Origin of the sequence: uncultured Planococcus sp., assembly GCF_947501725.1 — a bacterium.
Classification (GTDB): Bacteria; Bacillota; Bacilli; order Bacillales_A; family Planococcaceae; genus Planococcus; species Planococcus donghaensis_C.
This window is the reverse complement of record NZ_CANMXD010000006.1, coordinates 32,689-46,064: the sequence shown is the minus strand read 5'-3', so window position 1 is coordinate 46,064 and position 13,376 is coordinate 32,689. Positions and strand designations below refer to the sequence as shown.

The following is a 13,376-nucleotide window of genomic DNA, read 5'->3' as shown; positions in this document are numbered from 1 at the left end:
TTTTATCCTTAAAGCATATGAAGGATGAAAGGAAGTTAAAAAATGTCACAACCCATAGATTCATTCCCGATTTCCGTTCTGGACCTGGTGCCAGTCCGTGAAGGTGGAACGACGAAAGATGCATTAGATGAAATGGTCACAATCGCACAGCACGCTGAGAAGTTGGGGTACAACCGCTTTTGGCTGTCTGAGCATCACAATACAGCTACGCTTGCCAGCTCAGCTACGGCAATCCTCATTTCCAAAGTCCTTGAAAACACCGAATCCATTCAAGTGGGATCGGGCGGAATCATGCTGCCGAATCATACACCGTTGGTTGTTGCAGAGCAATTCGGCACGTTGGAAACCATGCATCCGGGACGTTTGAACTTGGGTCTCGGACGTGCTCCAGGAACTGATATGCAGACAGCGCATGCGCTTCGCAGAACCACGCAGGAAACCGCGTTCGCGTTTCCACAGGACGTCGTCGAACTGCAGAATTACTTGAAGCCGTTGGATGGGCAAGGTCCAGTCCGAGCGCATCCGGGCGTGGGAACGGCAGTGCCGGTTTATATCCTGGGATCAAGTACTTCAAGTGCTCAGCTTGCTGCAAGCCTTGGACTGCCATATGTGTTCGCTGCACATTTTGCACCACAGCAGCTGCAACAAGCCCTGCAGATTTACCGCAACGGATTCCAGCCTTCGGAATATCTGGCTGAGCCGTATGTCATGGTGTGTGTCAATGTCGTCGCAGCAGACTCCAACGAAGAAGCTGAGAAGTTGGCGACATCCAGTGATCTATTCTATCTGAACGTCGTAAGAGGCAGCAAGAACCTGCTTCAGCCACCGTTGGATACAATGGATGGACAGTGGAGCTACCGTGAAGAGATGATGGTGCGGGGCATGTCCCAATACACCTTTAAAGGCGATGAAGAAACGATAAGTGAGGATTTAGGGAAATTTGTAGCTGAATTGCAGATTAACGAAGTGATTGCGGTTTCCTATATCTACGATCAGGAAAAAAGAAAACGCTCATTTGAAGTGTTGAAGCAGGCGACAAATCGTTTTCACGTTGCGACTGCCTAAAGTTTACTTGAACTGTTCGACAGTGGATGTTCTTCACGATTCTCAGGAAAAGAGCAAAGCGGTTGAAGCGGTGTAAGAGCCGTTTCGTTCGCTTCCTATGCAGATTATAGAGACTGGAGGAAAAGTAAATGAAAATAGGTATTATAGGCGCCACAGGAAAAGCAGGCAATTTAATTTTAAAAGAAGCATTGAAAAGAGGGCATGAAGTAACGGCCATTGTCAGAGATTCGCAAAAGGTCGAAAATTCGGATGTGCCGGTGCTGGAGAAAGATGTTTTCGGTTTAACGGCAGCAGATTTAGCGCCCTTTGATGTAGTGGTGAATGCGTTCGGCGTTCCACCTGAAAAGGCCAAGCAGCATATCGAAGCCGGAAGAATTCTGATTGACGCACTTAAAGAAGCTCATGATACCCGTTTGATTGTAGTCGGAGGAGCTGGCAGTTTGTTCGTTGATGAAGCACGCACAACCCGTCTGGCAGAAACTCCCGAGTTTCCTGAAGCGTTTAAATCGATTGCCAATGGCCAGGCACAAAATTTGGCTGATCTGGAAGCGTCGGAAGGAATCCAATGGACATTCCTGAGTCCTGCTGCATTTTTTGATCCGGAAGGCCGCCGTACAGGCCGTTACCAAAAAGGCGATGACGGATTTATCGTCAACAGCAAAGGGAAGAGCTACATCAGCTATGCTGATTATGCCATTGCGCTGGTGGATGAAATCGAGAGTGGCGAACATAAGAATAAACGGTTTACCGTGGTTTCTGAAAACCATTAATAGTCTTGGGGAGAAGTCGATTTCAAAGGAAGTCGGCTTTTCTTCTGGGTTGGAATCATCGGCAATCGGATGGAACTTGCCATGAAATGTTCACGTTCATTAAAAGAACAGTAGAATGAATGATGTATAATGAGATGAAACTTAAGGTTTAAAGGTGGGAATCAACACAATGGATTTTTTATATTTTCCTGAAGACAAATCGGAGTATATCCCTGGGATTATTTCTGTCGTTATTATATTCATTTTATCCGTATTGATCGTGCGGTTACTGGTTAAAGCTTCGCGCAAGCAAGTGAAGCAATTGGAAGAACAGGGCTATCCGGCTGTCTACAAAGATGGTTTTGACGCAGAAAGCCCAGATGAGGACAACGCTGATCCGCAGGAAACAGTACGCAAAGTGAATGAAGCAAAAGCTGCCCGTGATAAACCGAAGTCCTGACAACAGTCAGGGCTTTTTTTGATCTTTTCAATAGGTGTATACTGTAAGCAATCGAGGAGAATAGAGAAGTGGGGACAGCGACTATGAAAAATATTTTTGGCGGTGTGCAATGGGCGGTCTTTCTGATCGCCTCTTCTATTGCGGCACCGATCGCAATTGCCAGTATTTTTGGCATGGATACAGGAGATACAGCGCTATTCGTACAGCGGACCATGTTCGTACTGGGCGTCGCCTGTTTGGTACAGGCATCCATCGGGCACCGAATGCCGATCAATGAAGGACCAGCTGGCTTATGGTGGGGGATATTCATTGTTTATGCGGGATTGGTTGGAATTATGTATGCTTCCATGGAAGAATCGCTTCAAGCACTGCAAAGCGGGCTGCTATACAGCGGCGTTCTTTTTATCGTCTTTGCCTATACAGGCTTGGTCGACAAACTGAAAATCCTGTTTACGCCAACCATCACTTTCGTTTACCTCCTGTTGTTGGTTCTTCAAATCAGTGAGTCGATTCTAACGGGCTTACTTGGCATCATCTCTGAAGGTGACTCAGTGGATGGGGTGGTACTGATGGGCGGCATTGCGGTTATTTTACTGACCTTCTTTTTCATGGGCCATAAAGCTCCTTGGATCAGCCGTTATTCCATCCTGTTTGCGATTGCTGCAGGCTGGCTGATTTTCTGGATTCTTGGAAAAGCACCGGAAGCAGAAGGAAGCGTCAGCGCATTGGTTTCTTTGCCGAAGATGCTGGTCTTCGGACCGCTGATTTGGGACAGCGGCATGTTTGTGACCGCTTTGTTTTTGACCATCCTGCTGATTGCTAATATGATGGCGTCGATCCGTGTGATGGAAAGCGTGTTGAAGAACTCCTTTTCGATTGAAGCGCCAGACCGTATTAAACAAGCTTCAGCAGCTTCAGGGATCAATCACATCATTGCCGGATTGTTCTCATCCATCGGTCCCGTACCGATTTCAGGAGCGGCTGGGTTTGTCAGCGCTACCAGAACGCCGGCGCTCAAGCCCTTCATCTTCGGTGGAATCATCGTGGTGCTGATCAGCTTTTTTCCGGCGCTCATGGCGATTCTGGCATCTTTGCCGGCCCCAGTCGCTTACGCGGTCATTTTCGCGGTCTTCACCAAAATGGTGGAGATGGCCTTTACGGAATTGGAAAATGAAGGGGACAGGCAGCATTCCTATAAAGTGGCCGCGTTCGGTTTGATGAGCGGTGTCGGCATCATGTTTGTACCGCCTGAAAGCATGGCGAATCTGCCCTCCGTTTTGGCAGCTACCTTATCGAACGGTCTAATCACCGGCACCATCATCGCTATCTTTGTGGAACAGCTCCTGCTGTGGCGGAAAAAGAGAGTCTGAAAAAGTCTTCGTGCTGTTATTGCGTCGATCGTGCGTTTTTGGTAGCGCGAAACCAGTGCACCGGTACAAGCATCCCCATTTTTCGAGGGGATTTGGATAAAAGCTTATAGAAAGAGCTCTTTGCCGACACGGCAGAGAGCTTTTTTGGTGATTTGATAGTTGGATTGTTCATTTATGGTCGCTCGTGGGGATTTATGGGCGTTCAAAAGGATTTATGGTCGCTCGTGGAGATTTGCAGTCGTTCAGTCCAAACGCTCATAAAAACCTTGGGTGTAGCCGGAGCAGCAAGCTTCTGCCAATCAATACTTGATAGAAGGTTCTCGGCAACCTGAAAAGCCGTACGCATAGGCGCACGGCTTTAAAGTCATTTGTCTTTATTCTTTTTCGATTTCTTCTGTCAGACGTTCCAGCTCATCCACGAGTTCGCCGATATAGGCGATGGTGTCACGCAATGGCTGTTCGGTCGTGATATCGACTCCGGCCATTTGTGCCAGCTCCACCGGTGTTTTGGTGCCGCCGGCTTTCAGGACCTCCAGCCATTCGTCGACAGCTGGCTGGCCTTCGTTCAGTATCCGTTTGGAAACTTGCGTGGAGATGGTCAATCCGGCACTGTAGGTGTACGGATACAAGCCCATGTAATAATGCGGCTGGCGCATCCATGTCAATTCGGCGCCCTCTGTAATATCGACCGCATCACCCCAGAATTCCTCTAATACACCTCGTTTGATGCTATTCAAAATGCTGGCGTTGACACTTTTTCCTTCATCAATCCGTTCATATACGTTGCGTTGATAAGCAGCTTCAAGCAAGTGTGTCACGAAATTATGGTAATAGGTTCTGGCCACTATCGAAGAAATCACCCAGCGTTTGAATTTCGGATCTTCCGAGTTCTTCAATAAGTGGTTGGCCACCAGCATTTCATTCATCGTAGAAGGTGCTTCGATAAAGTAAAGGGATGGCCGGGCGTTAAGGGCATTCTGCTCGCGGTTGGCGTTGTAGAAATGGCCGGCGTGCCCAAGTTCGTGAGCCAGCACAAAAACCTCATTCATGCGGCCGGTCCAGGAAATCAGGATATACGGATGGTCGCCGTATGGACTTGAACAGAAAGCGCCGGTCGATTTCCCTTTGTTTTGAGCAAAGTCGATCCATCTTTCGGAATAAGACCGGTCGATCATTTCGAGGTAATCGGGACCCATGATGGAAAGGGAATCATCAATATACTTTTTGGATTCTTCTACGGTGATTTCTGGCTCATAGTTCGGGTCCAGGGAAATCTTCAAGTCTGCAAAGGTCATGCGGTTGAGGCCATGGACCTTCTGTAATAATTTTGCGTATTTCTGCATATGCGGCGCGAGCTCTTTGGTGATCAGGTCGATTTGGCGGTTGTAGAGCGGGCGGTCCACTTCCTGGTTGATGAGGAGGTAATCAAATATGCTATCGTAGCCGCGCAAATCTGCTGTTGTTTTTTCCGTCTGCAAGTGCATATCATAGGTTTTGGCGGTCGTGTGCTGATAATCCTTCAGTTTCTTCGAAAAGGCTTCAAATGCTGCTCGGCGAAGCTCTGTATCAGGCTCTGCTTCCCAGTCGCCTTCAAAGGAGACGTAGCTGAGCGGATATTTTTGGCCATTCACTTCAAAATCCTCAAAGTTCATATCGACCATTTTTGTCGTGTTGTAAAGACCGTATGGCGCACTGAACGTGGATGAATAAGCGGCAAGGCTTTTTTCCACTTCAGGATGCAACTGGTAAGGTTTTTTGCGGAGAAGTTTTTCCAGGAATACCTTGAATTCCGTTGATTCCTGCATTGCCTGCTCCAAGGTTTCTTTCGGCAAAGCGAGCAGCTCGCTGTTGATGAAAGAAAGCTTGCTGCTGATTTTAGCAGCAGCTGCTCCAAATTTACTGGACTGCAGTTGAGCCTCGTCATTGGTTTGGTCTGTGCTGATTGTTAAGCTGGCATAAGTGCTCAGCGGGATTAATTTTTCAAGGAAAGCCAGATAATCTGTTAAAGCCTGGATGGCCGAAGGGGCATCAACAATCGTGCCTTGTGTTTTTTGGCTGAGAGCTTCAGCATCCTGCTCCAAGCTTTCCAAGGCTCGGTTAAACTCTTCTGAATCTGAAAATAAACTCGATAAATTCCACGTCTCTTCAACAGGAACCGCTGAACGTACTGGCAAACTTTTAACCATGTGATCTCTCCTCTATGTATTACGGTTTTCGAACTAATTATTAGTATAGAGGCAGAAAGAAGAAATGTAAAAATATTATTCAGAATTTATAAAAAAATTTTAAAAACTAGGTTTAGATTTAAATACAAGGTGGGTAATGTAAAGTACAAGGCGGAATCACCGTCGGAAGAATACGACTGGATTCGATCCAGAATCGCCTTCAGACGAGAAACTGCACAGCCTTGGCGGAAAATTTGCTTTACTGACGATATTCACTCTTGTCAGGGACCATTGTTACTCGGGTTTCTATCCGGAAAGTGTTTCAAACAGTAAGCCGTAAGTTTTTTGTGGAAGTGCAATTGAAAGCCTGGCTGCAGAACCAAAAAAATTCACTGAGAAGTAAATGTGAACCTAATTGCCCTATCGGCAAGTGACAGTCAGCGCGACTAAACTGCAATGACGAGAGTTTCATATTTCGTCAGAGATTTACAGTTTGTAGAAAGAATTTAATAAAATTTTCCGCGTGCAAAAAATCCCTCAGGATTTTCGAGGGGTGGAAAAAGGAAGAGCATGATCTGATGAAAAGGATCATGCTTTTTCCTTTGTCTAATGAAAAGTGAGCTTAGCGCAAATCTAGTTCAAGAAGAAATATCCCAACGAAAAGAGGAGTAAATTATGGAAAATCATTCAGTAAGTGCAATTCAGGACGAATACCCGGAAGACTTCGCCTGGTGCTACGGCTGTGGCCGCCTCAATAAAGAAGGGCATCAATTCCGTACAGCCTGGGATGGCGAAGAAACAGTCACTTTGTATGAACCGAAGGAAGTACATACGGCTATCCCCGGATTCGTTTACGGGGGGTTGATCGCTTCGCTGGTCGACTGCCACGGAACCGGTTCCGCTTCATTGGCATTGCACCGGAAAAACGGCTTTGAGCCTGGCAGTGGGGAAGAACCGCCGCGATTTGTCACGGCTTCGCTGCATGTCGATTATTTGAAACCGACGCCTCAAGGAATCGTTTTGAAGGCCGTAGGAAAAGTTGAAGAAGTCCATCCGAAGAAATTCAAGGTGAAAACAGAAGTGTATGCTGGTGATGTTTTATGTGCGACAGGCGAAGTGACAGCAGTGGTCATGCCTGCATCTTTTGCAAAATGACTTGAGGGTGGACCAGCATCCCCATCTTGTTTTTATATCCAAAAAAGGCTAAAGTCTAGTTTGCTGGTAAGATTAAAGGACATTATTGTATACTGATTTTATTCTATAAATGATTGAATATTTCGTGCAGAAACTTTAGTTGAGTTGTGGCTGATACAGTAGTTGGAGAAAAAAGGCGTTTAAAGCGCTGCACATCTGGGAGGATACAGCATGACGGAAAAAATTTATGTTATCCATGAAAATGAAGAATGGACTGAGCATCTTTTTAAGCGGCTCGATGAATTGGGGTTGCCTTATGAAGACTGGTTTATCGATGAAAACCTGGTGGATTTGAACGAAACACCGCCTGAAGGCGTTTTCTACAGCCGGATGAGTGCCTCTTCCCATACAAGAGGCCATCGTTTTGCGCCTGAAATGACGGAATCCCTGCTGGTGTGGCTGGAACATCATGGGCGTAAGGTTTTTAATGGCAGCCGCGCCCTGCGTCTAGAAGTCAGCAAGGTCAACCAGTATATGGCTTTGAATGCCGGAGGGATCGGGACACCGAAAACGATTGCGGCCAACGGCAAGGAGCAGATCTTAAAAGCGGCTGAGAAGATGGACGTGCCATCCTTCATCACCAAGCATAACCGTGCCGGAAAAGGCTTAGGCGTCCGGTTGTTCCATTCACTCGAAGCGTTGAAGGAATATGTGGACGGCCCTGAATTCGAACCGTCCATCGATGGCATCACCTTGATTCAGGAGTACATTCAGGCACCGGAGCCATTCATCACCCGCTGCGAATTTGTCGGTGGTAAATTTGTCTATGCGGTTCAAGTGGATACTTCTGAAGGATTTGAGTTATGCCCTGCAGATGCTTGCCGGATTGATGACCTGTTCTGTCCAGTTGGCGAAGAAGCGGAAGAAAAACCGAAGTTCCAAGTGATTGATGGTTTTGACGACCCAATCCTGAAAAAGTACGAAGCTTTCTTGAACCAAAATGGAATCGACGTAGCAGGGATTGAATTTATCCGCAATGCTGAAGGTGAAATTTTCACGTATGACGTCAATACGAATACCAATTACAACGCCGATGCAGAGGCGGAAGCCGGGAAGTTCGGCATGCTTGAACTGGCCGAATTTCTTGGGCAAGCACTAAAAAATATGAAACAGACTGTTTGAAGAAAGCCACGGCCGTCGGCTTATTTAAAAAGGCGGTCTTTCTTTAGTTTAGGGATGGGCAATGAAGGGAAACTTCCAGGTGATGAGGATCAGAAGAAGGGGTGTTTGATGATGGTAGAGCAAAAAAAAGAAGAAGAGCTGACAGAACGTCCGGAATCTGCAGAAGCAGAGGAAATTGAAGCGGAAGAAGTTGAGCCGGTCGAAGACGATTCGAAGTTCGATAAGATCTACAGCAATGTAGCATCCAATCGCTATGAAAATCTGCAGACCAGTTATATTGAAAATAAAGCAAAAGAGCTGCGGAAACGCAAAAAGTAAAAGGTCGAGTGCAGCTGCACTGGATCTTTTACTTTTTTGGAAGCTTTACGATTTCTTCCGAAACCACAAATGCCAGATCGTCATTCCCGAACATCTGAAGGACGTCGAGCAATGTTTCATGATCAATCTCCAATTCTGCTGCATCCGACTGTTCGATTGCGGCAGTCAGGACGGGACTTTGCAGTTGTCCCGGATATGCGCGCTGATAAAGTTCGGCAGGATCCAGCTGGTGGTTCGTGCACCATTGGACAAAAAGCTGGACCATCACTTCCTCATCCTGCTGGTATTTTTTTATGATATATTCATCTCTATTTTCGTTATTCATGAAAGGGACCTCCATCATTAATCGTTTTGTGTTAGTAGCATACCAAACAATTCGAGTGCTTGCATGGACTTCTATCTATTTTTCCTCTAGAATGAAGCCATGGCAATGACAGTATCGGAGGGTGAATTATGAAATTACTGCAAGTAAGAAAAGGGCAATTCGTTTATTATCAAAATGAATTACACAAGGTATATTCTGTGAAGCCGCTAGCTAAGAAGTCGGTGCTGATGTTCCGCGTCAAAGATATGGAACAAGTGGCCAGCAAGGCTGATGAGGTCACATTCTATAAACCGAAGCATATGGATTCCTTCTTATTCTTTGGGTCGAGATATACTTTGCGTGAGGATCTCCCGGCAGAAGAAGGCGGTTATATTCTAATCACCAAACCAGATCCTGATTACATGGATCATTATTCGCTGAATGAGTTTGAAAAAGTAGAGTCGGTTGAAGGGAATAATGTCATCACCACTCGCCAGAACACAGTGAAATCAAAAGAATTCCTCGTTATGGCATCTGGAGAAGAACAAGGCAGCAACGATATCGTCTACTTTGACAAATCCAAGGTTTCAGCTGAACAACTGGAGCAGGATGCTCAGTTGGAGGAAGTGTTGCGTGAGAAGAACGCAATCCGTCCTTCTATCGGAGATGTTTACTTGAACCTGGATAACACAGGCACAGCAATGGTTGTAGCGATTGCTGGAGAAGAAGTGACCTTGGGAACAGGGGAGCGCATCACTTTCCATGAGTTGTATAAAGCAGATAACTGGAGTTATTTATACAACATCAACGACGGCGAATTCAGATAAAATCATAAAAGGCGACCCCTTGTGGGTCGCCTTTTATTTTTAGGTTAGTTTTTGAAAATAGAACCGATTTCCAGAATTTCTTCCGTGCTGAGTTGAACGTCCAAAGCACTCAAATTCGACAACACTTGATCCGCGCGTTTGGCTCCAGGAATCACGCCGTCGATTTCAGGGCGTGCTAGGTACCAGGCCAACACCATATGAGCTGTCTCAGTGCCTTTCGCTTCAGCCAGGTCATTCAGTCTCCGCACTTTTTCCAAGTTGCGTTCGAATTCCTCTCCCTGAAGATGAGGCATGTTTGTCCGTAAATCATCAAAGGTCTTAGTTTTATCGTATTTTCCTGCAAGTAAGCCTGCTGCAAAAGGGAAGTAGGGGACATAGGAAATGCCATGTTCTTTTACATAAGGGAAGTAATCCTCTTCAGCCTCACGCTTCAGCAAGTTGTATTCACCTTGAAAAACGTCCACATAGCCATCTTTATTGGCATCCTTTAATTGTTCCATAGAAAAATTCGAGACACCGATTGAGCGGATTTTGCCTTCTTCTTTTAAGCGTTGCAGAGCGCCGACCGCTTCAGCTTTCGGGGTTTGTTCATCTGGAAAATGGATGTAGAACAAATCGATATAATCGGTCTGCAGCCGTTTCAAGCTGTCTTCCACCGCCTGTTTCAAAAACGTAGGTGAATTGTCGGTGATGTGCTCATCCCCTTGACGGCGTTGAGCCGCTTTGGTCGCCACCACCATTTCCTGGCGTGCTCCTGATTCCTGCAGCACTTCACCCAATAATTCCTCTGAGCGGCCATAGCCGTAAGCGTAAGCCGTATCAATGAAGTTCAGTCCGTTATCGATGCCGGCGTGCACCAGTTCCTTGCCGGTATCTTCATTTAAGTCCGGGTAAAGATTGTGTCCGCCTACAGCATTTATGCCGAGGCCGATCGGGTTGATGTATAAGCCTGTCTTTCCAAGTTGCGCCTTTTCCGTCATTGTCAGTACAGCTCCTTTAAGTAAGTCTGTTTTTATCATAACATTCAAAAATTTGAAGGTCGAAGAACAATGCTCCAAAAGAGCTGTCCGGCTATTTTAAAGCGGGCGAAGTGCGTGGGTATGGTCAATGAAAATAAAAGCATCATATCGCTGGGACATTTTTGAAGGAACATAATTGCCATATGCCTCGAATTCAGGGTTATAGACGACTCCGATTGCACGATGGCCAACCCAGCGATCAAAAAGAGCGAAATTCTCCGAATGGAACAGCAGAAATTTATTAAAAGCACCGGTCCGATGCAGAAGATCTTCCCACGTATTCGGTGTTGCAGGAGGAACGGCCATTTCTTCGGCAGGATCTCCCCAGGAAGGTGCAGCAATGACCGTTCCGGAATGAGTGCCGAAGCCCACTGCGAATACATCGTCCACACGGTTTTGCTCACGGAGGATTTGCCCCACATTGGTCATGCCTTCGTTTTTCATATCGGTGGCGCTGGCATCGCCGATATGGGTATTATGCTCCCAGATAATGATTTTTGCTTCTGTACCATGGTAATCGCGAACTTCGTTGATGGCTTCCACCATGTGTTCATCCCGGATATTCCAAGACATTTCACCGCTTTGTACCATGGCCCGATAATAGTCTTCTGCATTTTTCAGGACGAGGGCATTAATTTTCAAATCCAAATCAGCCTCGCCTGAATCTTTATACAGGTCTTCGTTCGAGCGGATGGAGGCCAGCAATTTGGACACCTCCTCCACGCATGATTTGGAGAAGTCCGCAGCAGTCACCCCATAATTTTCGGGTTCCCGGTTAAAGGGCTCAAAGCAGGCGAATGCTTCTTTTGCCAATTCGACATCCCCGCTGGACGGATTGGTTTTTGATAGATAATGGATCACTTCTTCCATGGATTCCCAAAGACTGTAGACATCAATGCCGTAAAAACCGACTTTTTGTGGCGTTTTCTGGTTATGCTCTCTCAGCCAGCCAATAAAATCAGCAATTTCTTCATTTGCCCACATCCAGGTTGGCCAGCGCTTAAAAGCCTGAAGCACTTCATGCGGTTGTGGATCATCTTCGCTAAAATCTTTAATGTAGCGATTGACCTGTTGAGAAGACGGCCAATCGCCCTCGACAGCAATTATTGAAAAACCCTTGTCTAGAATCAATCTTTTGGTCAAAGCTGCCCGCCATGTATAAAACTCGGATGTTCCATGTGTCGCTTCTCCCAGAAGGACAAACTTTGCATCGCCGATCGCTTCTAAAAGAGGTGTCAAATCTTCAATTGAACGGAATGGCTGTGCGTTCATCTTGACTGCTTCCTCTAGCGATATCTTCACAGGTTTCAACCCCTTTTATTGTTCATGTTCCCGCTGTCGGCTCTCTCAAACAAAGACGAAAAAAAGCATCCGCTGTGAGCGGATGCTTTCTTATTTTGCCAGTACGTCCTGAAATTCCGGAGTCTTTTCAATGACGCCATTTGCGAATGGACATTGCGGGTCAATGGTCTTGTTTTCACTGCGGGCATATTCGACAACCTGCGCCACTAGTTTTTTGCCGATTCCCTGGCCTTCCAGCTGTGGGGAAACTTCGGTATGGTCGACAGTCAAAACATCGCCATTTTCTACATAGCTCAGGAAAGCCAATTCTTCGGAATTTTCCAGAGCCGCAAACTTATTGTTTTCGTGTTTGAAATCCACTGATGTTGCCTCCTTTAATCTGTTTTGATGCATTCTTTCTTTGTATTCCCTGTTCCGGTAGAGAATATTCAAGTTCTGCAAGGAAAGTTCTTCGGCTGTCCTGAAGAAGATTGTAAGTTGGAAGAAACAGGGGCATAATATAAGTGAAAATTCAGTTTCAATGAAGTATAAAGAGTCTTTGGTAAAGGAGCGATGGGAAAATGGATCCTGTCATTCAATTGTCTCAATTATCCAAGCGCTACAAGAACTTTTCAGCTGTAGAAGATGTTTCGCTGGAAATCGAAAAAGGAGAGATTTATGGCTTTATCGGTTTAAACGGGTCAGGCAAAACAACCACTATCAAAATGCTGCTTGGAATGGTTCGTCCCAGCCATGGGTCTTGTTCCATTCAAGGCCGAAAAATAGAGCTTTCCAACCATTCTATGTGGGCGAACGTAGGGAGCCTTGTGGAAACGCCTTATGCCTATCCGGAGTTGACGGTCAAAGAGAATCTGGAGATTTTCCGTCAGTTGCGAGGGGTTTCCGATGCGGATGCAGTGCACCAGGTGATGGAGCAGCTAAAGCTGACGGGCTATGCAGACAAAAAAGCCGGCAAGCTATCGTTGGGCAATACCCAGCGTTTGGGCATCGCCAAAGCGTTGCTGCATAAACCGGAAATTTTAATTTTGGATGAGCCGTCAAATGGACTTGATCCGACAGGCATCATTGAGGTCCGGGAACTGTTTCAGCATCTGGCCAAGGATTTAGGCGTGACGATTTTCATGTCCAGCCATCTTTTAAGCGAGGTGGCTAAAATTGCGACTACAATAGGCGTAATCCACCAAGGGAAATTGCTTCAGGAAATCAAGGCAGACGGGTTTAAGGACCTGCTGCGTAAACGCCTGGTAATCGATGCACGGGAAAAGGATAGAGCGATGACTGAGTTGAATAACGCGGGGTATTCAGCCGTATTTAACAAAGATGGGAGAATCGAAACAACTGCCGATTATGCTTTACAGTACCCGGATGAAATTTCCCGGTACCTGGTTTCCAGTGGTATTCCTCCGACTCATCTGGCTTTGGAAGAGGAGGACTTGGAATCCTATTTCTTGCGTGTCATCACTCAGCGAAAGGAGTAACTC

14 protein-coding genes are annotated in these 13,376 nt (G+C 46.3%); 9 read left to right on the top strand and 5 right to left on the bottom strand.

The window, feature by feature from the left end; genetic code table 11:
• The first annotated feature begins 42 nt into the window (after nucleotides 1–42).
• The 4 genes from Q0785_RS10390 (at nucleotide 43) to Q0785_RS10375 (ending at nucleotide 3,644) form a co-directional block, all read left to right on the top strand.
• A complete protein-coding gene (locus Q0785_RS10390; protein ID WP_298829450.1) occupies nucleotides 43–1,065 on the top strand; it encodes an LLM class flavin-dependent oxidoreductase in 1,023 nt (340 codons plus the stop codon).
• Between the two features lie 128 nt (nucleotides 1,066–1,193).
• Nucleotides 1,194–1,835, top strand: coding sequence for an NAD(P)-dependent oxidoreductase (locus Q0785_RS10385; protein WP_223637384.1), 642 nt, complete (start codon nucleotides 1,194–1,196; stop codon nucleotides 1,833–1,835).
• A gap of 169 nt (nucleotides 1,836–2,004) precedes the next feature.
• On the top strand, nucleotides 2,005–2,274 hold the full coding sequence (locus Q0785_RS10380; RefSeq protein WP_223637381.1) for a hypothetical protein: 270 nt from the start codon (nucleotides 2,005–2,007) through the stop codon (nucleotides 2,272–2,274).
• Nucleotides 2,275–2,357: 83 nt separating this feature from the next.
• A complete protein-coding gene (locus Q0785_RS10375) occupies nucleotides 2,358–3,644 on the top strand; it encodes a purine/pyrimidine permease (RefSeq protein ID WP_223637378.1) in 1,287 nt (428 codons plus the stop codon).
• Between the two features lie 374 nt (nucleotides 3,645–4,018).
• Here the strand turns inward: Q0785_RS10375 and pepF are convergent, their stop codons facing one another.
• On the bottom strand, nucleotides 4,019–5,830 hold the full coding sequence (gene pepF / locus Q0785_RS10370; RefSeq protein WP_298829446.1) for an oligoendopeptidase F: 1,812 nt from the start codon (nucleotides 5,828–5,830) through the stop codon (nucleotides 4,019–4,021).
• A gap of 654 nt (nucleotides 5,831–6,484) precedes the next feature.
• Between pepF and Q0785_RS10365 the strand changes: the two genes are divergently transcribed.
• The 3 genes from Q0785_RS10365 (at nucleotide 6,485) to Q0785_RS10355 (ending at nucleotide 8,443) form a co-directional block, all read left to right on the top strand.
• Nucleotides 6,485–6,964: a PaaI family thioesterase gene (locus tag Q0785_RS10365; RefSeq protein WP_298829444.1), complete on the top strand. Its 480-nt coding sequence runs from the start codon at nucleotides 6,485–6,487 to the stop codon at nucleotides 6,962–6,964.
• Between the two features lie 210 nt (nucleotides 6,965–7,174).
• Entirely contained in the window at nucleotides 7,175–8,125 is a 951-nt protein-coding gene (locus Q0785_RS10360) for an alpha-L-glutamate ligase (RefSeq protein ID WP_298829442.1), read from the top strand.
• Between the two features lie 111 nt (nucleotides 8,126–8,236).
• On the top strand, nucleotides 8,237–8,443 hold the full coding sequence (locus Q0785_RS10355; protein WP_298829440.1) for a hypothetical protein: 207 nt from the start codon (nucleotides 8,237–8,239) through the stop codon (nucleotides 8,441–8,443).
• A gap of 28 nt (nucleotides 8,444–8,471) precedes the next feature.
• On the opposite strand, the gene Q0785_RS10350 is transcribed toward Q0785_RS10355, so the two are convergent.
• Nucleotides 8,472–8,768, bottom strand: coding sequence for a hypothetical protein (locus tag Q0785_RS10350; protein WP_298829438.1), 297 nt, complete (start codon nucleotides 8,766–8,768; stop codon nucleotides 8,472–8,474).
• 128 nt (nucleotides 8,769–8,896) lie between these two features.
• Between Q0785_RS10350 and Q0785_RS10345 the strand changes: the two genes are divergently transcribed.
• Nucleotides 8,897–9,574: a hypothetical protein gene (locus tag Q0785_RS10345; RefSeq protein WP_298829436.1), complete on the top strand. Its 678-nt coding sequence runs from the start codon at nucleotides 8,897–8,899 to the stop codon at nucleotides 9,572–9,574.
• A gap of 44 nt (nucleotides 9,575–9,618) precedes the next feature.
• Here Q0785_RS10345 and Q0785_RS10340 read toward each other — a convergent pair whose 3' ends face one another.
• From Q0785_RS10340 to Q0785_RS10330, 3 genes are all read right to left on the bottom strand, one after another.
• A complete protein-coding gene (locus Q0785_RS10340) occupies nucleotides 9,619–10,554 on the bottom strand; it encodes an aldo/keto reductase (protein ID WP_298829434.1) in 936 nt (311 codons plus the stop codon).
• Nucleotides 10,555–10,650: 96 nt separating this feature from the next.
• Nucleotides 10,651–11,865: an erythromycin esterase family protein gene (locus tag Q0785_RS10335; protein WP_298829805.1), complete on the bottom strand. Its 1,215-nt coding sequence runs from the start codon at nucleotides 11,863–11,865 to the stop codon at nucleotides 10,651–10,653.
• A gap of 120 nt (nucleotides 11,866–11,985) precedes the next feature.
• Nucleotides 11,986–12,255 (bottom strand): GNAT family N-acetyltransferase, encoded by a 270-nt coding sequence (locus Q0785_RS10330; RefSeq protein ID WP_366522835.1) that lies wholly within the window; start codon nucleotides 12,253–12,255, stop codon nucleotides 11,986–11,988.
• Nucleotides 12,256–12,455: 200 nt separating this feature from the next.
• Here Q0785_RS10330 and Q0785_RS10325 point away from each other — a divergent pair, with 200 nt between their 5' ends.
• Complete coding sequence (locus Q0785_RS10325; protein WP_298829432.1) at nucleotides 12,456–13,373, top strand: ABC transporter ATP-binding protein; 918 nt, start codon at nucleotides 12,456–12,458, stop codon at nucleotides 13,371–13,373.
• Nucleotides 13,374–13,376: the final 3 nt, after the last annotated feature.

Coding starts and splice junctions, on each gene's coding strand:
- Q0785_RS10390 (WP_298829450.1), top strand. CDS start 43: ATGTCACAACCCATAGATTCATTCCCGATTTCCGTTCTGGACCTGGTG.
- Q0785_RS10385 (WP_223637384.1), top strand. CDS start 1,194: ATGAAAATAGGTATTATAGGCGCCACAGGAAAAGCAGGCAATTTAATT.
- Q0785_RS10380 (WP_223637381.1), top strand. CDS start 2,005: ATGGATTTTTTATATTTTCCTGAAGACAAATCGGAGTATATCCCTGGG.
- Q0785_RS10375 (WP_223637378.1), top strand. CDS start 2,358: ATGAAAAATATTTTTGGCGGTGTGCAATGGGCGGTCTTTCTGATCGCC.
- pepF (WP_298829446.1), bottom strand. CDS start 5,830: ATGGTTAAAAGTTTGCCAGTACGTTCAGCGGTTCCTGTTGAAGAGACG.
- Q0785_RS10365 (WP_298829444.1), top strand. CDS start 6,485: ATGGAAAATCATTCAGTAAGTGCAATTCAGGACGAATACCCGGAAGAC.
- Q0785_RS10360 (WP_298829442.1), top strand. CDS start 7,175: ATGACGGAAAAAATTTATGTTATCCATGAAAATGAAGAATGGACTGAG.
- Q0785_RS10355 (WP_298829440.1), top strand. CDS start 8,237: ATGGTAGAGCAAAAAAAAGAAGAAGAGCTGACAGAACGTCCGGAATCT.
- Q0785_RS10350 (WP_298829438.1), bottom strand. CDS start 8,768: ATGAATAACGAAAATAGAGATGAATATATCATAAAAAAATACCAGCAG.
- Q0785_RS10345 (WP_298829436.1), top strand. CDS start 8,897: ATGAAATTACTGCAAGTAAGAAAAGGGCAATTCGTTTATTATCAAAAT.
- Q0785_RS10340 (WP_298829434.1), bottom strand. CDS start 10,554: ATGACGGAAAAGGCGCAACTTGGAAAGACAGGCTTATACATCAACCCG.
- Q0785_RS10335 (WP_298829805.1), bottom strand. CDS start 11,865: ATGAACGCACAGCCATTCCGTTCAATTGAAGATTTGACACCTCTTTTA.
- Q0785_RS10325 (WP_298829432.1), top strand. CDS start 12,456: ATGGATCCTGTCATTCAATTGTCTCAATTATCCAAGCGCTACAAGAAC.